Source organism: Desulforamulus profundi (genome assembly GCF_002607855.1).
Genome location: NZ_AWQQ01000055.1, coordinates 122,935 through 140,278 on the forward strand (window position 1 = coordinate 122,935; position 17,344 = coordinate 140,278).

12 protein-coding genes, 1 tRNA gene and 5 pseudogenes are annotated in these 17,344 nt (G+C 50.0%); 11 read left to right on the forward strand and 7 right to left on the reverse strand.

The window, feature by feature from the left end:
* Positions 1-146: 146 nt before the first annotated feature.
* The 5 genes and pseudogenes from polA to P378_RS10540 all read left to right on the forward strand — a co-directional run bounded on the left by polA (position 147) and on the right by P378_RS10540 (position 5,660).
* Positions 147-2,800: pseudogene (gene polA / locus P378_RS10520) on the forward strand (DNA polymerase I).
* Between the two features lie 32 nt (positions 2,801-2,832).
* Positions 2,833-3,665 (forward strand): annotated as a pseudogene (gene mutM, locus P378_RS10525) (bifunctional DNA-formamidopyrimidine glycosylase/DNA-(apurinic or apyrimidinic site) lyase).
* A 69-nt stretch (positions 3,666-3,734) separates the two neighbouring features.
* Positions 3,735-4,382 carry a sporulation membrane protein YtaF gene (gene ytaF, locus P378_RS10530; RefSeq protein ID WP_099083225.1) on the forward strand — a complete coding sequence of 216 codons (648 nt, stop codon included), beginning with the start codon at positions 3,735-3,737 and terminating at the stop codon, positions 4,380-4,382.
* 30 nt (positions 4,383-4,412) lie between these two features.
* On the forward strand, positions 4,413-5,012 hold the full coding sequence (coaE, locus tag P378_RS10535) for a dephospho-CoA kinase (protein WP_099083226.1): 600 nt from the start codon (positions 4,413-4,415) through the stop codon (positions 5,010-5,012).
* A 54-nt stretch (positions 5,013-5,066) separates the two neighbouring features.
* Positions 5,067-5,660, forward strand: coding sequence for a lytic transglycosylase domain-containing protein (locus P378_RS10540; RefSeq protein WP_099083227.1), 594 nt, complete (start codon positions 5,067-5,069; stop codon positions 5,658-5,660).
* Between the two features lie 33 nt (positions 5,661-5,693).
* Here P378_RS10540 and P378_RS10545 read toward each other — a convergent pair whose 3' ends face one another.
* From P378_RS10545 to P378_RS10565, 5 genes and pseudogenes are all read right to left on the reverse strand, one after another.
* Positions 5,694-6,257, reverse strand: coding sequence for a TetR/AcrR family transcriptional regulator (locus P378_RS10545; RefSeq protein ID WP_099083228.1), 564 nt, complete (start codon positions 6,255-6,257; stop codon positions 5,694-5,696).
* Positions 6,258-6,278: 21 nt separating this feature from the next.
* Positions 6,279-7,387: pseudogene (locus P378_RS10550) on the reverse strand (ABC transporter permease).
* Positions 7,359-8,302 (reverse strand): annotated as a pseudogene (locus tag P378_RS10555) (ABC transporter ATP-binding protein). The pseudogenes P378_RS10550 and P378_RS10555 overlap by 29 nt, the downstream one beginning before the upstream one ends.
* Positions 8,303-9,204, reverse strand: a pseudogene (locus P378_RS10560) (ABC transporter ATP-binding protein). It abuts the pseudogene before it with no gap.
* Positions 9,205-9,214: 10 nt separating this feature from the next.
* On the reverse strand, positions 9,215-10,189 hold the full coding sequence (locus P378_RS10565) for an HlyD family secretion protein (protein ID WP_099083229.1): 975 nt from the start codon (positions 10,187-10,189) through the stop codon (positions 9,215-9,217).
* A 216-nt stretch (positions 10,190-10,405) separates the two neighbouring features.
* On the opposite strand from P378_RS10565, the gene P378_RS10570 reads away from it, so the two are divergent.
* From P378_RS10570 to P378_RS10585, 5 genes are all read left to right on the forward strand, one after another.
* On the forward strand, positions 10,406-11,902 hold the full coding sequence (locus tag P378_RS10570; RefSeq protein WP_420795990.1) for a [Fe-Fe] hydrogenase large subunit C-terminal domain-containing protein: 1,497 nt from the start codon (positions 10,406-10,408) through the stop codon (positions 11,900-11,902).
* 29 nt (positions 11,903-11,931) lie between these two features.
* Positions 11,932-12,129 carry a hypothetical protein gene (locus P378_RS24145; protein WP_420795991.1) on the forward strand — a complete coding sequence of 66 codons (198 nt, stop codon included), beginning with the start codon at positions 11,932-11,934 and terminating at the stop codon, positions 12,127-12,129.
* A gap of 16 nt (positions 12,130-12,145) precedes the next feature.
* Positions 12,146-13,297, forward strand: coding sequence for a SpoIIE family protein phosphatase (locus P378_RS10575; RefSeq protein WP_099083230.1), 1,152 nt, complete (start codon positions 12,146-12,148; stop codon positions 13,295-13,297).
* A gap of 254 nt (positions 13,298-13,551) precedes the next feature.
* Positions 13,552-13,899: a DUF2512 family protein gene (locus P378_RS10580; protein ID WP_274378696.1), complete on the forward strand. Its 348-nt coding sequence runs from the start codon at positions 13,552-13,554 to the stop codon at positions 13,897-13,899.
* Positions 13,900-13,936: 37 nt separating this feature from the next.
* Positions 13,937-14,581 carry a spore coat protein gene (locus P378_RS10585; protein WP_099083232.1) on the forward strand — a complete coding sequence of 215 codons (645 nt, stop codon included), beginning with the start codon at positions 13,937-13,939 and terminating at the stop codon, positions 14,579-14,581.
* Positions 14,582-14,756: 175 nt separating this feature from the next.
* On the opposite strand, the gene P378_RS10590 is transcribed toward P378_RS10585, so the two are convergent.
* The gene (locus P378_RS10590; RefSeq protein WP_099083233.1) at positions 14,757-16,190 is read right to left on the reverse strand and encodes an NAD(P)/FAD-dependent oxidoreductase; all 1,434 of its coding nucleotides are present in this window, start codon (positions 16,188-16,190) and stop codon (positions 14,757-14,759) included.
* 133 nt (positions 16,191-16,323) lie between these two features.
* The gene (locus tag P378_RS10595; protein ID WP_099083234.1) at positions 16,324-16,668 is read right to left on the reverse strand and encodes a hypothetical protein; all 345 of its coding nucleotides are present in this window, start codon (positions 16,666-16,668) and stop codon (positions 16,324-16,326) included.
* Positions 16,669-16,914: 246 nt separating this feature from the next.
* Here P378_RS10595 and P378_RS10600 point away from each other — a divergent pair.
* A tRNA-Leu gene (locus P378_RS10600) sits at positions 16,915-16,997 on the forward strand.
* Positions 16,998-17,344 lie beyond the last annotated feature (347 nt).

Here is a 17,344-nt window from a genome sequence, read left to right on the forward strand (position 1 = left end):
AAGGTTTTTTCTACTTTGATACATTCGAGGCGACCGCTGTAAAGTCCTTCCTTTTGATAAGCGTCAGGTAAATTTACAATGTCTGAAGGTATTTTGCACATCCCTGCTGAAAATACTAATGATGCTAAATAAGGAAGGTGCTTACTTTGTCCCTAGATACCTTGCTCGTTATCGACGGCAACAGCCTGATTCACAGGGCCTTTCATGCTATTCCCCTTTTATCCAACAGTCAAGGGGTTATTACCAATGCTGTTTATGGTTTTACCAATATGATTTTAAAGGTGCTCAAGGAACAAGAACCAGGCCTGGTGGCAGTTGCCTTTGACAAAGGCAAAGTGACCTTTCGCCATCAAGACTATGCTGACTACAAGGGTACCCGCAAGGCCACGCCGGATGAGCTGCGGCCCCAGTTTATTCTCGCAAAAGAGATTCTGAAAGCGATGCGAATCCCCTACTTTGAGCTGGAAGGGTACGAAGCGGATGATTTAATCGGCACCATCGTCAACCAGGCGGAAGCCACGGGCCTTACCGTGTTGATCCTGACCGGCGACAGGGATGCCCTGCAGCTGGTTTCCCCGAAAACCAAAGTAATGCTCACCCGGAAGGCATTACGGAAATCGAACTTTTCGATGAAGGAAAGGTTTGGGATAAGTTTGGTGTAACCCCCGGCCAAATTGTGGACTTAAAGGGGCTCCAGGGGGACGCCTCGGATAATATCCCGGGTGTCCCGGGCATCGGTGAAAAAACCGCCACTGCACTGATCAAAGAATATGGCTCAATGGAAGGCATTATTGAAAATATCGACGGCTTGTCTTCCAGGTACCAGAAACTCCTGCGGGGTAAGGAGGAGCAGGCCGTTCTCTCCAAGAAACTGGCCACCATTATCCAAGATGCGCCCATGGAACTGGATTTGTCTCAATGCTCCTGGCGGGGGCCGGATCACCAAAAGCTTTTGGAAATCTTTAAGGAACTGGAGTTTAAAAGCTTAATCAGGCAGCTTACCTCTGAACAGGCAGCCGGCAAGCCGTCCAGGGAGGGTAAGAATAAGTTTGAAAGCGACCTGCCGCCCCTGGAAACCTACCAGGTGGGCTACCAAACCGTTACCGGCCAGGAGGATTATGACGAAGTTTTAATCCAGGCCAGCCATGCCGGTAAAACGGCCATTTTCCTGGACGGCGACCGGGGAAAGGGAATCAAGGCCATTTACCTTGCGATACCGGGCCAGGACGTTTACCTACTGACGGTCCAAGGAGATCCTTCCTCCGACAGGAGTTTAACCATCCTCCGGGCTCTCTGTGAAACCAAGGCCATTGAAAAATATTTCCACGATGCCAAGAACGCCATCTGGTTGCTGTACAACCATGGCATTCAGTTGCAGGACATTGCCTCCGATACCATGCTGGCGGCCTACCTGCTCAATCCCACGGCGTCCAATTATGCTTTGACGGACATCGCCCTGGAGCACCTGGGGATCGTTCTCCCGCCGGAGGGAGAGACGGCTATGGCCGCCAAGGCAGAGGCCATCCTCCGCCTGGCGGAGGAGCTTTTTAAGAAACTGGTGCAACGGGAAGAAGACAGGCTCTTCCTTGAAGTGGAATTACGCCTGGTTTCCGTACTGGCCGAGATGGAGATCGCCGGGGTTGCGGTGGACAAGCAGGGACTTAAAGATATGTCCGCCGAACTGCACGACATTACCGAGGCTCTGGCGGCTAAAATACATGAACTGGCTGGCGAAAACTTTAATATTAACTCCCCCAAGCAACTGGGGCAGATCCTGTTTGAGAAATTAAAGCTGCCGGTCTTTAAAAAAACCAAGACCGGGTACTCCACCGATGCAGAAGTGCTGGAAAAACTGGCGGAGGAACATGAGATTGTGGCCCTTCTCTTGGAATACCGCCAGATGGCCAAATTAAAATCCACCTATGCCGACGGCCTGTCTGCACTGGTGGACCCGAAAACCGGCCGGCTGCATTCCACCTTCCATCAAACTGTCACAGCCACCGGCAGGTTATCCAGCGCGGAACCCAATTTGCAAAATATTCCCATCCGTTTGGAATCCGGCCGGCGCATCCGCAAGGTGTTTGTTCCCAGGCAAAAGGGTAATCTAATTCTGACTGCGGATTATTCGCAAATTGAATTGAGAATTCTGGCGCACATGTCCCAGGACGCAAACTTCCTGGATGCCTTCCGGCAGGGCCAGGATATTCATGCCCGCACAGCCTCGGAAGTCTTTGGGGTGCCTATGGAGCTGGTAACCCCGGAGATGCGTAACCGGGCCAAGGCCGTAAACTTTGGCATTGTCTACGGCATCAGCGATTTTGGTCTGGCCAGGGATCTCAAGGTGAGTCGCAAGGAAGCCAGGACTTATATCGAAAACTATTTTGCCCGTTGCCCCGGGGTACGGAATTACATCGACCGGGTGATTCAGGAGGCAAAAGAACGGGGCTATGTTACCACCCTCCTGAACCGCCGCCGCTACCTGCCGGAGTTGTTCAGTAAGAATTTCAACATCCGCAATTTCGGTGAACGAGCCGCCATGAATACGCCCATCCAGGGCAGTGCGGCCGACATCATTAAACTGGCAATGGTGAAAATCAGCAAAGAATTAAAGGAACGCGATTTTGCTGCCCAGATGGTTTTACAGGTGCACGACGAGCTGATCTTTGATGCCCCGGAAGCAGAAATTGAGCCTCTTATCGTGCTGGTGCGGGATTGCATGCAAAATGCGTTAACCCTGGATGTGCCGTTGGTGGTGGATATAAAACTGGGACCCAATTGGTATGAAGCAAAACCCATTTAATGCCTTTACTGTCTTATGGAGGTGCTCACCCGTTGCCTGAACTGCCAGAGGTCGAAACCGTGGTTCGTTCCCTGGAGCAACACCTGTCCGGACTTACCATTACTGCTGTGGACCTGGTTATGCCGGAAGTCATCCGTTCTCCCAAACCGGAGCAGTTTATCGAACAGATTACCGGTAAACAATTTCAAAAGAAACTTGGCCGCCGTGGCAAATACCTGCTGATTCATTTAAGTGACGGTCTCACCCTGGTGGTTCACCTCCGGATGACCGGACGCCTGATTTACTGCGAGGCGGATTTGCCTATGGAAAAGCATACCCACGTCATCTTCCACCTGGATAACGGGAAACAATTGAGGTTTGCCGATGTCCGGCGCTTTGGCCGGCTGCAGTTGGTGCCCACCGCTGAAGTGTCCGGACTGTCCGGTCTTAAAGATATGGGTCCGGAACCTCTGGACCAGGAATTCACCAGGGAGTTTTTGAAGAAAGAACTGCGGCGCCGTCGCACCCGGATTAAGTCACTGCTGCTGGACCAGTGCTTTGTGGCCGGTCTGGGCAATATTTATGCCGATGAGGCCTATACCGCGCTAAAATTCACCCAGAACGCCTGGCCCCCGACTTAACCACCCGGGAAGCCGCCGGCCTGCACAAGGCCATTATAGAAGTCATTGCCGGGGGGATCGAACACCGTGGAACTTCCTTCCGGGATTATGTGGACGGCGAGGGCCGTCCGGGTAGTTTTCAGCATCATTTGAAGGTGTATAACCGGGAAGGCCTCCCCTGTTCCCATTGCGGCCGGCCCATTGAACGAATAAAAGTGGCGGGACGCAGTTCCTACTATTGCCCGTCCTGTCAAAAACCAAAATAGTGGAAAGCACTCCTGCGTCACTCCCCTCATAGACTGTAGATGAAAGATAATGTCGAGTGGGGGAAAGACATGGATTTGCTTACGATGGTTGCCTTTGCCCTGGCATTAAACATGGATGCCCTGGGCACCGGGGTGGCCTACGGGATTCGGAACATTCGCATCCCGTTTTCGTCTCTCCTGATCATCAGCGGTATGTCTGTTCTGACGGTTGTGTTTTCCATGACCGCAGGCCGCATGGTATCACAGCTCATTTCACCGGCCTTTGCCCACAGGTTGGGGGGTATTCTTTTACTGCTGGTGGGCATCTGGATTCTGGTGCAGTCCATTCGAGACGCCAGGCAGGAGGAAGGGCAGGAAGACTGCCCGGGACTTGAACGGACCGTCATGCAGATACGCATCAAATCCCTGGGTTTGGTCATTCAAGTGTTACGGGAACCCTCCATTGCCGACCTGGACCGGTCGGGTGTAATTTCCGCCCGGGAGGCCCTGCTGCTGGGGGCTGCCCTGGCCATGGACGCCCTTGGCGCCGGTTTTGCCGTCTCCATGTTTGGTTTCAGTCCCACCTTGACCGCAGCTGTGGTCGGCATTGGTCATATTCTTCTTACCTATGTAGGACTGCTGCTGGGCAAATCCTTTGCCTGCAGCTTCCTTGGCCGGCAGCTCGCCATGCTGCCCGGCTGCATTCTCATCGCCATGGGAATTTTTAAAATTCGCTAGACCTGTCATCCGGCAAGGAGTTGTCGCTCAATGATTATTGGATTAACCGGCAATATCGCCAGCGGTAAGAGTACTGTGGCAAACTATTTAAGGGAACTGGGCGCCCAGGTCATTGATGCGGACCAGGTGGCCCGGCAGGTGGTTTTACCCGGTACCCCGGCCCTAAAGGAGATTGTCAACTCCTTTGGACCGGGTGTTTTACATGATGATGGAACCCTCAATCGCAAGAAACTGGCCTCCATCATCTTTCAGGATGCCGCAGCCAGGGACAGGCTGGAGAAAATCACACACCCCCGCATCGAAGAAGAAATGAATCGTCAAATTAGGACTTTTAGTAAAACCCACCCGGGCGGCATACTGGTACTGGAAGTTCCCTTATTGATTGAGGTTGGCTGGCATAAAAAGGTGGACCAGGTATGGCTGGTTGCCGTGGAGCCGGCGGAACAGCTCCGGCGCCTGATGGCCAGGGACAAGATTTCGCTGGAGCAGGCACGGCAAAAAATCGCCAGCCAGATGCCACAGGAAGAAAAAAAGAAATTCGCCCGTGTGGTCATCCATAACACCGGTTCACCGGAAGATGTGAAAAGGCAAGTTAAAGAAATATGGCAGGACCTTCATGCCGGGCATTAATTTCCATTTATTGGAGTATAATTTATTAGGATCCGGATTGCAGGAGTGATTGTTTTGATCTTACGACGAAAAAAAAACAGAGGTATTAAACGAAGGCTCCTGCTGCTCATATTACTGGTATTGCTGTGGTTTAATCACAAGGAAATCGGCCGCTGGTTGTATCCCTTTCAGCACCAGGAATTAATTTATCACTACGCTGAAGTGAACAGACTTGACCCCCTGTTGGTGGCTGCCGTTATTAAAACCGAAAGCAATTTTCAACCCGGCGCCACTTCCCCCAAAGGAGCCAGGGGACTTATGCAGATTATGCCGGACACCGCCAATTGGATCTCCCAACAAATCGGCGGCTGCCCGATACCCCCGGAGAAACTGTATAACGCCGAAACCAGCATCAGCCTGGGCACCTGGTATCTTGCCGATTTATTTCATGAATTTCAGGGTGATCCGGTGCTGGTCATTGCCGCTTATAACGCCGGTCGGGGCAACGTAAGAAACTGGTTAAATGAGCAGCACTGGACCGGCGAACGCAAAACCATTGACCAGATACCCTTTATGGAAACCAGGCAATACATACGCCGTGCCCTCTGGAACTATAAGGTTTATTACTATCTATACGGCGAAGGCAAAAAGCCGCTGTATAAAACATAATCCCCGTCTCACCGGACGGGGATTATGTTTTGTCTACCTTTCCGCCACAATACCGTACAAAAAGGTGTGCATGATTGTTTGAAAGGCTTCTTCGGGCGTCAGGTTGTTTTCCAGCATAAAGGCTGGGTTTACGACCGCTCTGATGGTGGCTAATAAGGAAGCTGTAACGATGGTGGGGTTGATTTCTTTGAAGTACCCCTGCTCGCTCCCTTCCACCATGACTTGAATCAAATATTTTATGTTTGAAGCTCGAAGCTGTTCTACCTTTTCCCAGATCCCCGGGTAATGTCTTTGTAAATCGCCGTAAACCCTGGGGTTAAAAGATCGTAATTTTTCGGACAAGAATTTAACAAACTGGGTCATCTTTTTAACGGGGTTCTCTTTGCTGTTTAGGATGCTAAGAATTCCCCTTTCAACTTCCTGCACCTTTGCCAGCACTACAGCTTCGATGATTTCCTCTTTGCTCTTAAAATATCGGTAAATGGTCCGTTTGCTCATATTATTACGGGCGGCCAGTTCGTCTACGGTGGCCCCGTAAAAGCCCCTTTCGTCCGCCAATTCCTTAAAATATAGAACAATTCTCTCCCGGGTATCCACGTTATCACCACCTGTGAAAGACTAGGCAATCTTTTTCTTAAACTTGGCGATACTTAGCCTATCAGTACCACCGTAAACACAAGCAGGGCTGTCACCTGGGGCAAGAGATAAGAAAAACCGATGCCCTTTAATACAATACCCCTGATAATGGTGAGATAAAAGGTTAAGGGGATCAGGTTGCTCAAGTACTGCACTACCACCGGCATGGCATCCCTGGGGAACATGAAGCCGGATAACAAAATGCTGGGCAGCAGGATAAAAAAGGACATCTGCATGGCCTGCATCTGGGTTTTGGCCAGGTTGGAGATCAACACCCCGATGCCCAGGGAAGCGGTGATAAAGAACAGGGTTAAAAGATACAGCTGCAGCAGGCTGCCGCGAATGGGTACCCCGAAAACAATGGTCCCCACCAGCAGGGCCACGGTAATCTGCACGTAACCCAGGGCGATGTAGGGGATGATTTTGCCGATCATCAATTCATAGGACTTAATGGGGGTTACGATCAATTGTTCCAGTGTTCCCCTCTCCCTCTCCCTGACGATGCCCATGGAAGTCATCATCACCATGGTCATGGTGACAATAATCCCCAAAATGGCCGGAACCATGTAATAGGCAGTAATACCGTCGGGATTATACCAGGGGCGTACCCGGATGTCATAGGGAGGGTTTACCATACCGGCCTTCTGAACCACCACTTTTTGCGCTTTCAGGAGTCCGATGGCGTTGGCGGTGGCGATGGCGGAGTTTGACACCATACTGTCCGTGGCGTCAACCAGGACCTGCACCGGCGCCGTCTCCCCCTGCCTGACGCTCCTGGCAAAATCCGGCGGTAAAATAATCCCCGCTTTTACGGTGCCTCTGTCAATCATCCGGGTGACATCCTCATAACTCCCCGCCACTTCGGTGATATCGAAATATCCTGAGGCTTTAAAAGACTCCAGCAGTTCACGGCTTTCACCGGACAGGGATTGGTCAAAGACCACCGTGGGAATATGCTTCACCTCGGTTTGAATGGCAAAACCAAACAGCAGCAATTGCACCAAGGGCAGCATAAAGATCAGTCCAATGGTCAGCCTGTCCCTTTTCATTTGCAAGAACTCTTTATACAGCACGGATAGTATCCTGCTCACCGGCAGATCCCCTCCTTTTCTTTTTGGAGAGAGCGATAAAGACATCCTCCAGTGACGGGGTGATTTTGTTAACCCGGGTCTTTGCGAAAGCTTGTAACTCCTTGAGATGTTGTTCCTTTTCCAGTAAAACGTGCAGCAGGGCGCCGTGCACGGAGCATTCCTTCACGTAGGGTAATTGCTCAATTTGCTGTAGTTTTCCCAGGGGGTCATCGATCTCCAGCTCAGCCAGGACGCCTTCAATAACTTTATTTCGTAAATTATCCGGCGTGTCATTGGCAATCAAGTTTCCCTCGGAAATAAAGGCAATGCTGCTGCAGCGCTCGGCTTCATCCATAAAGTGAGTGGTTACCATCACCGTGGTCCCCTCGTTGGCCAGCCTTTGAATGATCGCAAAAAACATTTTACGGCTGGTGGGGCTGATGCCGCTGGTGGGTTCGTCCAAAAACAGGATGGCAGGTTTGGCAATAATGGCGCAGCCAGGGCCAGGCGCTGCTTCCAGCCAACGCTCAAATTGGCCACCAGTTCCCCTTCCCGGCCTGTGAGGCCGGCCATCTCAATCATTTCCTGAATTCTTGGTTTTCGCCTCTGCCAGGGCACACTGTACAGCCCGGCATAAAAATTGAGATTTTCATTGACCGTCAAATCATCATAGAGACTGAATTTCTGTGACATATAGCCAATATGCGGCTTTATTCTTTCGGCCTCCCTGGCCAGGTCAAACCCCAGCACCCTGCCGGAACCGGCGGTGGGCTCCAAAATACCGCATAGCATCCGGATGGTGGTGGATTTACCGGAGCCGTTGGGACCTAAAAAGCCGTAGATTTCTCCCGGTCTTATAGTAATGGATAACTTATTAACAGCGGTAAAGTTGCCAAAGGTTTTGGTCAACTCACTGGTCGTCACCACATAATCCATTTACACCACCTCAAGTTCTGCCAGCGCCACAAAGACATCCTCCATGGAGGGCGCTACTTCTCGTAAGGACAGCAATTGAATGCCCCGCCGGCGCAAAATTGTCATGATGGCCTCCTCGGCCCTGGCAACATCCTTCACAACAGCACGGTACTTGTCGCCATAGAAGCTGATGTCGATAACCTCTGCCAGGTGGCTGAAGAGTTCCGGTTCCCGGGTGGCTGCCTTCACTTCCAGCAGTTTGTAAGGAAAGCTGGCTTTCAAGTGTTTGGGAGTCTCAACGGCCACCAGCTTGCCGTTATTCATAAAGCCTACTTTTTTACAAAGCTCCGCTTCATCCATATAGGGAGTGGATACCAGGATGGTCATTCCCTCCCTGTTTAACTGGTAGAGTATTTTCCAAAACTCCTTGCGGGACTCCGGGTCTACCCCAAAGGTCGGTTCGTCCAGCGCCAGCAAACCGGGCCGAGAAACCAATGCGCAGGTGAGCGCCAGTTTTTGCTTCATCCCCCCGAGAGGTTATCGGCAAATCGCTGCTTAAAGTCGATAAGATTGGTAATTTGCAAAATTTCGTCCGCCCTTTGCTGGATGGTTTGCCGGTTTAACCCGTACATGGAGCCAAAAAAATTAATATTTTCCATCACGGTGAGGTCCCCGTACAAACTAAATTTTTGGGGCATGTAACCAAAGGAACCTCGATCGGAAGCAAACTCACGGGAAATGTTCAGCTGTACACTGCCGCTGTCAGGTGTAATCAAACCGCAAATCATCCGTATTAACGTGGTTTTGCCGGCCCCGTCGGGCCCCACCAGCCCGAAGATGTCCCCGGCCTCTACCTGCAGGGAGACTCCGTCAACCGCTGTTACCGGTCCGAATTTTTTACACAAATTCCCGGTTTTGATCATTGTCATCCCTCTATTCAAAGACCACGTCTGCCGGCATGCCCGGCTTTAACGTTCCGTCTTGATTGTTTACCCTGATCTTTACTCCGTAGACGATGTTGGTGCGCTCCTTTTTGGTTTGGATGGTCTTCGGGGTATATTCACCCTGGGAGGCGATCTCTTCAATAACACCCTGGTACTGCTGCTCGCTGCCGCTGACGGTAAATCGAACCCGCTGGTTTAATTTGATCTTCGGCAAATCATCTGTGGGTACATACACCCTGATCCACATGTCGTTTAAATCCGCCACTGTGGCAACGGAAGCCCCGGCCTGGACAAATTCACCGGGTTCACGGTTCTTCGATAAAACGGTGCCGCTAATGGGAGAAATAATTTTGGTATCTTCCAAAAGCGCCTCCGACGCCTTCAGAACAGCCCTGGACCGTTCCAGTTCCACTGCCGCCGCTTTCACGATGTCCGGACGGCTGCCGGATTCCAATAAGCTAAGCCTGGCCATGGCAGATTCCAGCTGATTCTGCCTTACAGTAAGATCCAAAGACAGTTTCTCCCATTGGTCTGCGGGGATGGCCCCTTCCTTAAATAACTGCTCTCCCCTTTGGTGGTCGGCCCTGGCCTTCTCATAGCCCGCCTGGGCGATGTTAACAGCTGCCGAAGCATCTTTTATCTCCTGCAGCCGGGCCCCTGAGGTCAGGTCCTTCAGCTGGGCTTCCGCTTTCAGCACCCCCAGGGCATCCCGTTCCTTCTGGGCTACCAGGTCATTGCGAACCAGTTGACCAACCAGTTGACCCTTTTTCAGTGAGTCCCCGGACTTTACTGTCAAAGAGCCAAGGGTGCCAAAAACTTTGGCAGTCAGTTCCACCCGGGTGGCTTCAATGGTACCGGTGGCCGTCAAAACACTTTCTTCTTGTGCGCTGTAACGTTCATAACCCCAGTAGGAACCGGCCAACAGCAAAAGGACCAGGACAATGAACAAAAGCTTTTTCTTCATTACAAATCCCCCCATAGCAGCATTCTAAGCAGCAAAATGTAAAATTTAGCTAAACTATAAATACTATTTTCGTTTACCTTGTTTAAGGATACCACTCAGGGATGGCCACAACAATATCATTATTGGATAAAAACTCAATTTTCAAAAGGAAATACGCTTTCCAAAATTGAATGAATGAGTGATAATAAAAGCATACCCGAGAAACGAGGTGTGACTATGGGGTTAATTTATACCGGAGCCAAATGCCGTGATTGCTATCGCTGTGTAAGGATCTGCAATTTGAAAGCCATTCGAATGAATTCCACCGGCACCAAAGGCAAGCTACACGCCCAGGTGATCGATGAACTTTGCGTACACTGTGGACAGTGTATACTGGCCTGTCCCCAGCTGGCCAAGCGGCCGGTTTCCGATTTAAAACAGGTGCAGCAGTTGATTTCCGAAGGAACTCCGGTGGTTGCGGTGGTGGCTGCCTCCTTTATCAGTGCGCTGCCCCTGAAAAACCCGGATCTGGTACCGACCCTGTTACAGGAACTGGGCTTTGCCGAAGTCCAGGAAACTTCCATTGGGGCGGGTATGGTGACCAAAAAATATTTAGAGCTGGGTTTTAACAAACCGATGCTTATCAGTTATTGCCCGGTCATCGTGAATCTCATTGAGCGGCATTATCCCGAGTTGATCCCTATGCTGGCGCCGGTTGTCTCACCCATGGTGGCCCAGGGCCGGGTTATTAAATCCATTAATCCCTATGCCAAGGTGGTCTACATCGGCCCCTGCGCAGCCAAACGGGACGAGGCCCAGCTTCTTGGTCTGCATGACACCGTTGACTATTTTCTGGGTTTCAATGAACTGTGGAATTGGGTGCAGAATAAAGGTATTGACGTTGATAACCTCTCCCCTTCAGGCTTTCATAATTTTTCTCCCTGCCACAACCGGATCTATCCGGTGGAAGGCGGCATGATTTGGACGGTGGCGGATGAATTGAGGGAAGCGGGAGAAAACTTTATTACCATGTCCGGATTGGACAACTGTATTGAATTTATCAAACATCTATCCAACCATGAAATTATTAACCCGCCCAAGCTGATGGAATTATGGGCCTGTAAGGGCGGCTGCATTAACGGCCCCCTCTCCCTCTGCCTGGAAGAAAGCCTCTTCATGCGGCAACGCAAGTTGCTGGAGTACTATAATTCTTCCGGCGAGTGTGTCTTTGAAATTGATGAATTCAAGCTGCCGGAGATCCCTCTCACCCGGGATTTCACCAATCGAAAAGTAACCTTGCCCATTCCCACGGAAGCAGAAATTAAGGACATCCTGGCCCGGACCGGCAAGCATACACCGGCCCAGGAATTTAACTGCGGCAATTGCGGTTACGACTCCTGCCGGGACAAGGCGGTAGCGGTTTACCAGGGCAAAGCAGAGGTGGAAATGTGCATCCCCTATATGAGAAAGCGGGCGGAATCCATGTCCAACCTGGTGATATCAGCCATGCCCAACGCCATTGTGGTGGTTGGTAAAAATCTTGATATCCTGGAGATTAACCCGGCAGCGGAAAAACTGTTCCAATGTTCCGCCCCGGAAGTGGTGGGCCAGAGGATTTTGGCGCTCATGCCCGCCAACAATTTCCTGAAGGTGATCCAGAGCGGGGAAATGGTCAATACCACCGGCACCTACCGGAACTGGGCATCATTACCAGGGAGATTATCTTCCCTGTAAAGGGTACGGATGCAGTGGTGGGGATCTTTGTGGACATTACCTCAGAAAACCGCCAGAAGGAGCAGTACGACCTGATTAAGAGCCAGACCATCCAGCAGGCCCAGGAAGTCATCGAAAAACAAATGATGGTGGCCCAGGAAATTGCCGGTCTGCTGGGCGAGGCCACCGCAGAGACCAAGGTTCAATTGGGTAAACTGGTTAAGTTAATGCGGCAGGAAACCCTTTAGGAGAGGAGTGCCGCCTGTGAGAATATGTTTAGACATTGGTATGGCTCAACTAAAAAAATTCGGGGAAGAATTGTGCGGCGACAGTGTGGAAATCGTGCGCACCGGCCAGGCTGACCTGGTGGTGGTGTCCGACGGCCTGGGCAGCGGTGTCAAGGCCAACATCCTGTCCCGCCTGACCACAAAAACCGCTGCCGCCATGCTCCGGCGGGGCGGGCACATTGATGAAGTCATTGACACCGTGGCCAGGACCCTTCCCATCGACAAGACAATCAATGCCGCCTACAGCACCTTCTCCATTCTGCAAATTCAAAACAACGGTAAAGTTTATCTGGTGGAGTATGATAACCCAGGGGTATTCATCGGCAACAGGAACAAGCTGTTTACTCCCCGGCGGGTGGAACGATTGATCGCCGGCAAGAAAATCAGTGAATATGAACTTGAAGTGGATGATCAGGACTGGCTGGTTTTAACCTCCGACGGGGTATTAAATGCCGGCACCAACGGTCGTATGAATGTAAGCTGGGACTGGAAGAGAATCGGCAGCTTTATCGAAGACTCCTATGCCGAAGATAAATGCGCCCAGGATTGGGCCGAGGAAATAGCCGGGCTGTGCAATACTTTATACGGGGAAAAACCGGGGGATGACGTAACCGTCGTGGTGGTAAAGGTCCGCCGGCCGGTGCATGTCACCATGCTGATCGGCCCGCCCCAAAGGAAAGAAGATGACAGGCTGGTGGTGAGGAAACTCATGGAGGCTCCCGGGGCCAAAGTGGTCTGCGGCGGCACCACCGGGGAAATTGTAGGCCGCATACTGGGCCGCAAAGTGTTCATCGATCTGTCCTCAGTGGCCGAAGGAGTCCCACCTGTGGGCATGCTGCCGGGGGTTGACCTGGTTACCGAGGGGGCGGTTACCCTGGTGCAAACCCTGGAGCATCTCAAGAGCAATACCAGTCTAAAGGAATTAAAGACTGCCCGGGACGGCGCCAGCCGTTTGGCTGCCCTGCTGAAGAGGGCGGACAGCATTCATATCATGGTTGGTATGGCCAAAAACGAAGCTTTGGACTGCGATAATGTTCCCGCCATCTATGCCTATAAACACCACGTTATCAGAGACATGATCAATACCCTGCGTGACCGGGGAAAAGACATCACCGAGGAATATTTTTAAAAAATGCCAGGCGGGTTTAAGCCCCGCCTGGCATTTTTGATTTTTCAGACGTAAAACTTATAGCAGTAATAACACATGTAGCCTGTGTTGCACAACCCCGGAATATTTTTATTATTAAGCATTTTAAGGAATGGCTTTTGAAAAAAAGATGCAGTTATTATGAAAGTTATTTACCTTACGACCTCCATACATACATTTTCAGGCAATTGAGCATAATGTTAACGGCCTGAGGAGGTGATATCCTGAAGAGAACTCTGACTGCTCTTATCGTTAAATTTGTCATGACCTTTGTAGCGGCCTGGGTTGCCGTCACACTCGTAGCCGATCAAGAATGGACCTGGGCTCTGTTAGGCGCGTTTCTTGGTACTGCGGTCAATTACCTGGTGGGCGATGCATTTATTCTTCCCAACTACGGAAATATTACGGCCTCCGTTGCTGACGGTATCCTGGGAGCGGGTCTGCTTTTCCTGTTGGATCTGATGTCGGCAGACTTAAGATTGACCGCTACCGCCTACCTAACCTTTGGTTTATTAGTGGCTATAGGTGAATATTTCTTCCACCGCTATCTGATCGATGCCCGTATTGTAGAAAAGAGGACTTAAAGATAAGCCAGTAAATCCATTAAGGAGGCAATTCCCCATGAACAATCAAATGTACCAACAAACACAGCAGCAGGCCGGGTTTCCCCAAATGATGAACATACCAGGGATGCAGGCCAACCCCCAGGGACAAAACTTAGGCGCCCATGAAGTATTGATGACCCATGAAGTTCTGACAGACATGATTGACGGGATTAACCAGTTCCAACTTTACCAACCGCATATTACAGAGTCGCAACTGCAAAATATTTGGAGTAACCAAATTCAGCATATGCATAACAGCTACCAGAACTTAGTCAATTACATGCATAACAAAGGGGGCGGTCAGGGCGTTCCCTACCGGACACCGCGCCAATTCAGCCCCAAATACGGCCTGCGCAATCCTTCGCCCCAGCAGCCCAACAACAGCATGAACCAAATGGACGACCGTGACGTTGCTTCCGGTATGCTGGGATGCGCCAAAGCCTCTGCATGTCTTTACACAACCGCAGCCCTGGAATGTGCAGACCCCACCCTTCGCAACATGGTCTCAAATTGTGTCCAGTCTGCCATCAACCAGGCCTATGAATTATTCCAGTACATGAACCAAAAGGGCATGTACCAGGTTCCCACCCTGGCTGACCGGACCACCAACACAATGGCGAATACTTACCAGTCCGGAACATCCATGGCAATGATGCAGTAAAACGCGGAAAAAAGGGCGGTGTTAACTGCCCTTTTGTTTCTTTTTACTGGCACAGACTTCCCTGGTGGAACTTGATACGTCGGGAAATTTACTGGTTAATCTAAAGTAAACCTTTCTTCGTTAAAGTATTTCGCAATGAAAAAGTCACCCGGTCTTCGGGTGACCGTATTATACGTTATACTAATTTTTCAACGATATCCCTTGCAATACGGACTCCGCAGGCCCCGGCCTGGGCCAGGCCGCGGGTAATGCCGGCACCGTCGCCGCCTGAATATAACCCTTCTATTTCGGTTTCAAACCGGTCATTTAACTTCGGGCGGGAAGAATAAAACTTTGCCTCTACACCATAAAGCAGGGTGTGCTCGGATGCGATACCCGGGGTTACACTGTCAAGGGCCTGTATCATTTCAATAATACTTTTCATTGTATTGTAGGGCAATACCAGCCCTAAATTGCCCGGCACGGCTTCTTTTAAGGTGGGCTCCACAAATCCTTCCTTTACTCTCTTATCCGTTGACCTGCGTCCCTTTAAAATATCACCAAACCTTTGAATTAACACGCTACCATTGGATAAATCATTGGCCAGCCGGGAAATGGATTTTGCATATTCAATGGGTTTGTCAAAGGGATAGGAAAACTTATGAGAAACAAGTAAAGCAAAATTGGTATTTTGGCTGCCCAGGCTTTTGTCTTTATAGGCATGACCGTTGGCCAGCATAACGCCGCTGTGGTTCTCAATTACCACGTGTCCGGACGGGTTGCTGCAGAAGGTTCTTACGGTGGTACCGGTGGAGGAGCGGTAAATAAATTTTCCCTCATAGAGATTTTCGTTGATTTCTTCCATAATGGTATCCAGAGTCTCTACCCGAACCCCAATATCCACCTGGTTATTGTCCATTTCCAAGTTGTGCTTCTTTAGGACACCGGTTAACCATTCAGAGCCGTCCCGGCCAGGAACTATAACGACTTTACTGGCATTAAATACCTCTTTTGTTTTTGTGATAATACCCTTAATATATTTACTATCATCCTTGTTCTCTATAAGGATGTCCTCTACTTCGGTTTCAAACATCATGTCAATGTATTTTTTGAGATATTCAAAGATGCTTTTTAATATTTCCAGGTTTTGCTCAGTTCCCAAATGCCTTACTTCTGCCCGCAATAATTTTAAGCCCACTCCCAGGCCCCGTTTTTCAATATCCTTTACAGTTGGTGTGGAAGGATCGGAAACCACCGTTGTGGCGCCATGGTTTAAATTGATTTGATCTACATACTTGATTAGTTCCAAAACCTCGGAGGGAGACAAATAATCCGTCATCCAGCCGCCGAATTCCGTGGTGATGTTGAACTTCCCGTCGGAATAGGCGCCCGCTCCCCCAAACCCGTTGGTCACCGAACAGGCGGGCATGCAGCCTGCGGTTTCCTTTTTTACAGTGGGCGGCGGACACTTCACCAGTTTCTTTTGCAGAATAGGACATTGACGCTTGTAAATGTTGCGTCCCTTATCTATTAACAACACCTTCAGATGAGGAGCCTTTAAAGCTAATTCATAACAAGTAAAAATACCAGCAGGGCCGGCACCAACCACAATCACATCGTAATTTTTCAATGGTATCACTCCCTACTTTTAGAAAAATCATTTAAACAAACATATTAATTGTGAACTATTTTACTTAAGATTTCAATATCTAAATCATACCACAATAAAAAATGTAGGAGAAACCCTCCTACATTCTTCTAGTTTAACCGTGAATTAATCCCGGAAGACATTTGGTGCAGATCCAATGATTTTTGCCTTTATGCCGAACCGGTAACAAATAACCAGCGTCATCGGTTCTGCCGCACCTGGAACATTGCACCAGGGTATCAGATTTTATTTCTTCATTCACAGCTTCAATTTGTTCATTTTTAGTTGTGACTGCGAGCAGTTCCGGCGCTATTTCCCTTGCGATCTCATCGAAATCCGACTGGAATCCGGGGCAATGCCTGGGGCAGGCGTCATTCGGTTTACAAACATGCCTCTCCTCCGCTTCCGGCAGTTCCAAACCCTTGGCTCGGAAGCCGACACACTGTCCGCAGCTGTCCATTAATTCCCTGCGTCATTTCATCCATTTATTTTTCCCGGTCATATTCCAGGCCCCCCTTTGTATTTCTTTTATACAAAGGGTACTAAAAATAAGTCGAAATGGATATGGTAGCAATCACTGGAATAAGGTATCTTCATCACTTTGTAAAAAACCCTAAAATTTTAACCCCTTACACATATTTCTTATTCAAAGTTCTTGCCTCTGGATACCCGTCATGCTATAATAACACTTGCGATTAAGAGACATGTCGGAGTGGCGGAATCGGCAGACGCGCACGTTTGAGGGGCGTGTGGGAAACCGTGCGGGTTCAAGTCCCGCCTCCGACACCACTGCATTACCGCACAAGATGATATTGTGAAGGAATTAAAATTTTGACATCCCGGAATTTCACCGGGACTTATTTTTTATATGATAAAAGCAATAATATTAAGTATTATAAAAGGGGCGCAATCTGTTAAAGCAATGTCCCCGGAGCCGCCCCGTCGGTAGTCAAAGCTGACCACACGCGGGGTGGCAGTCAAGACCGCCACTTTGTTCCACTGATTTTTTGCATCTTAAGCAGCGAGCTTCGGGGCTGGCAGGAGTAGTTGATCAGTATATGGTACAAAGAATGCCTGTGCCGGTGTTCTGCCCCTGGTACGACGGCCTTGGTGAGGGCGTTCCCAGTTATAATAGA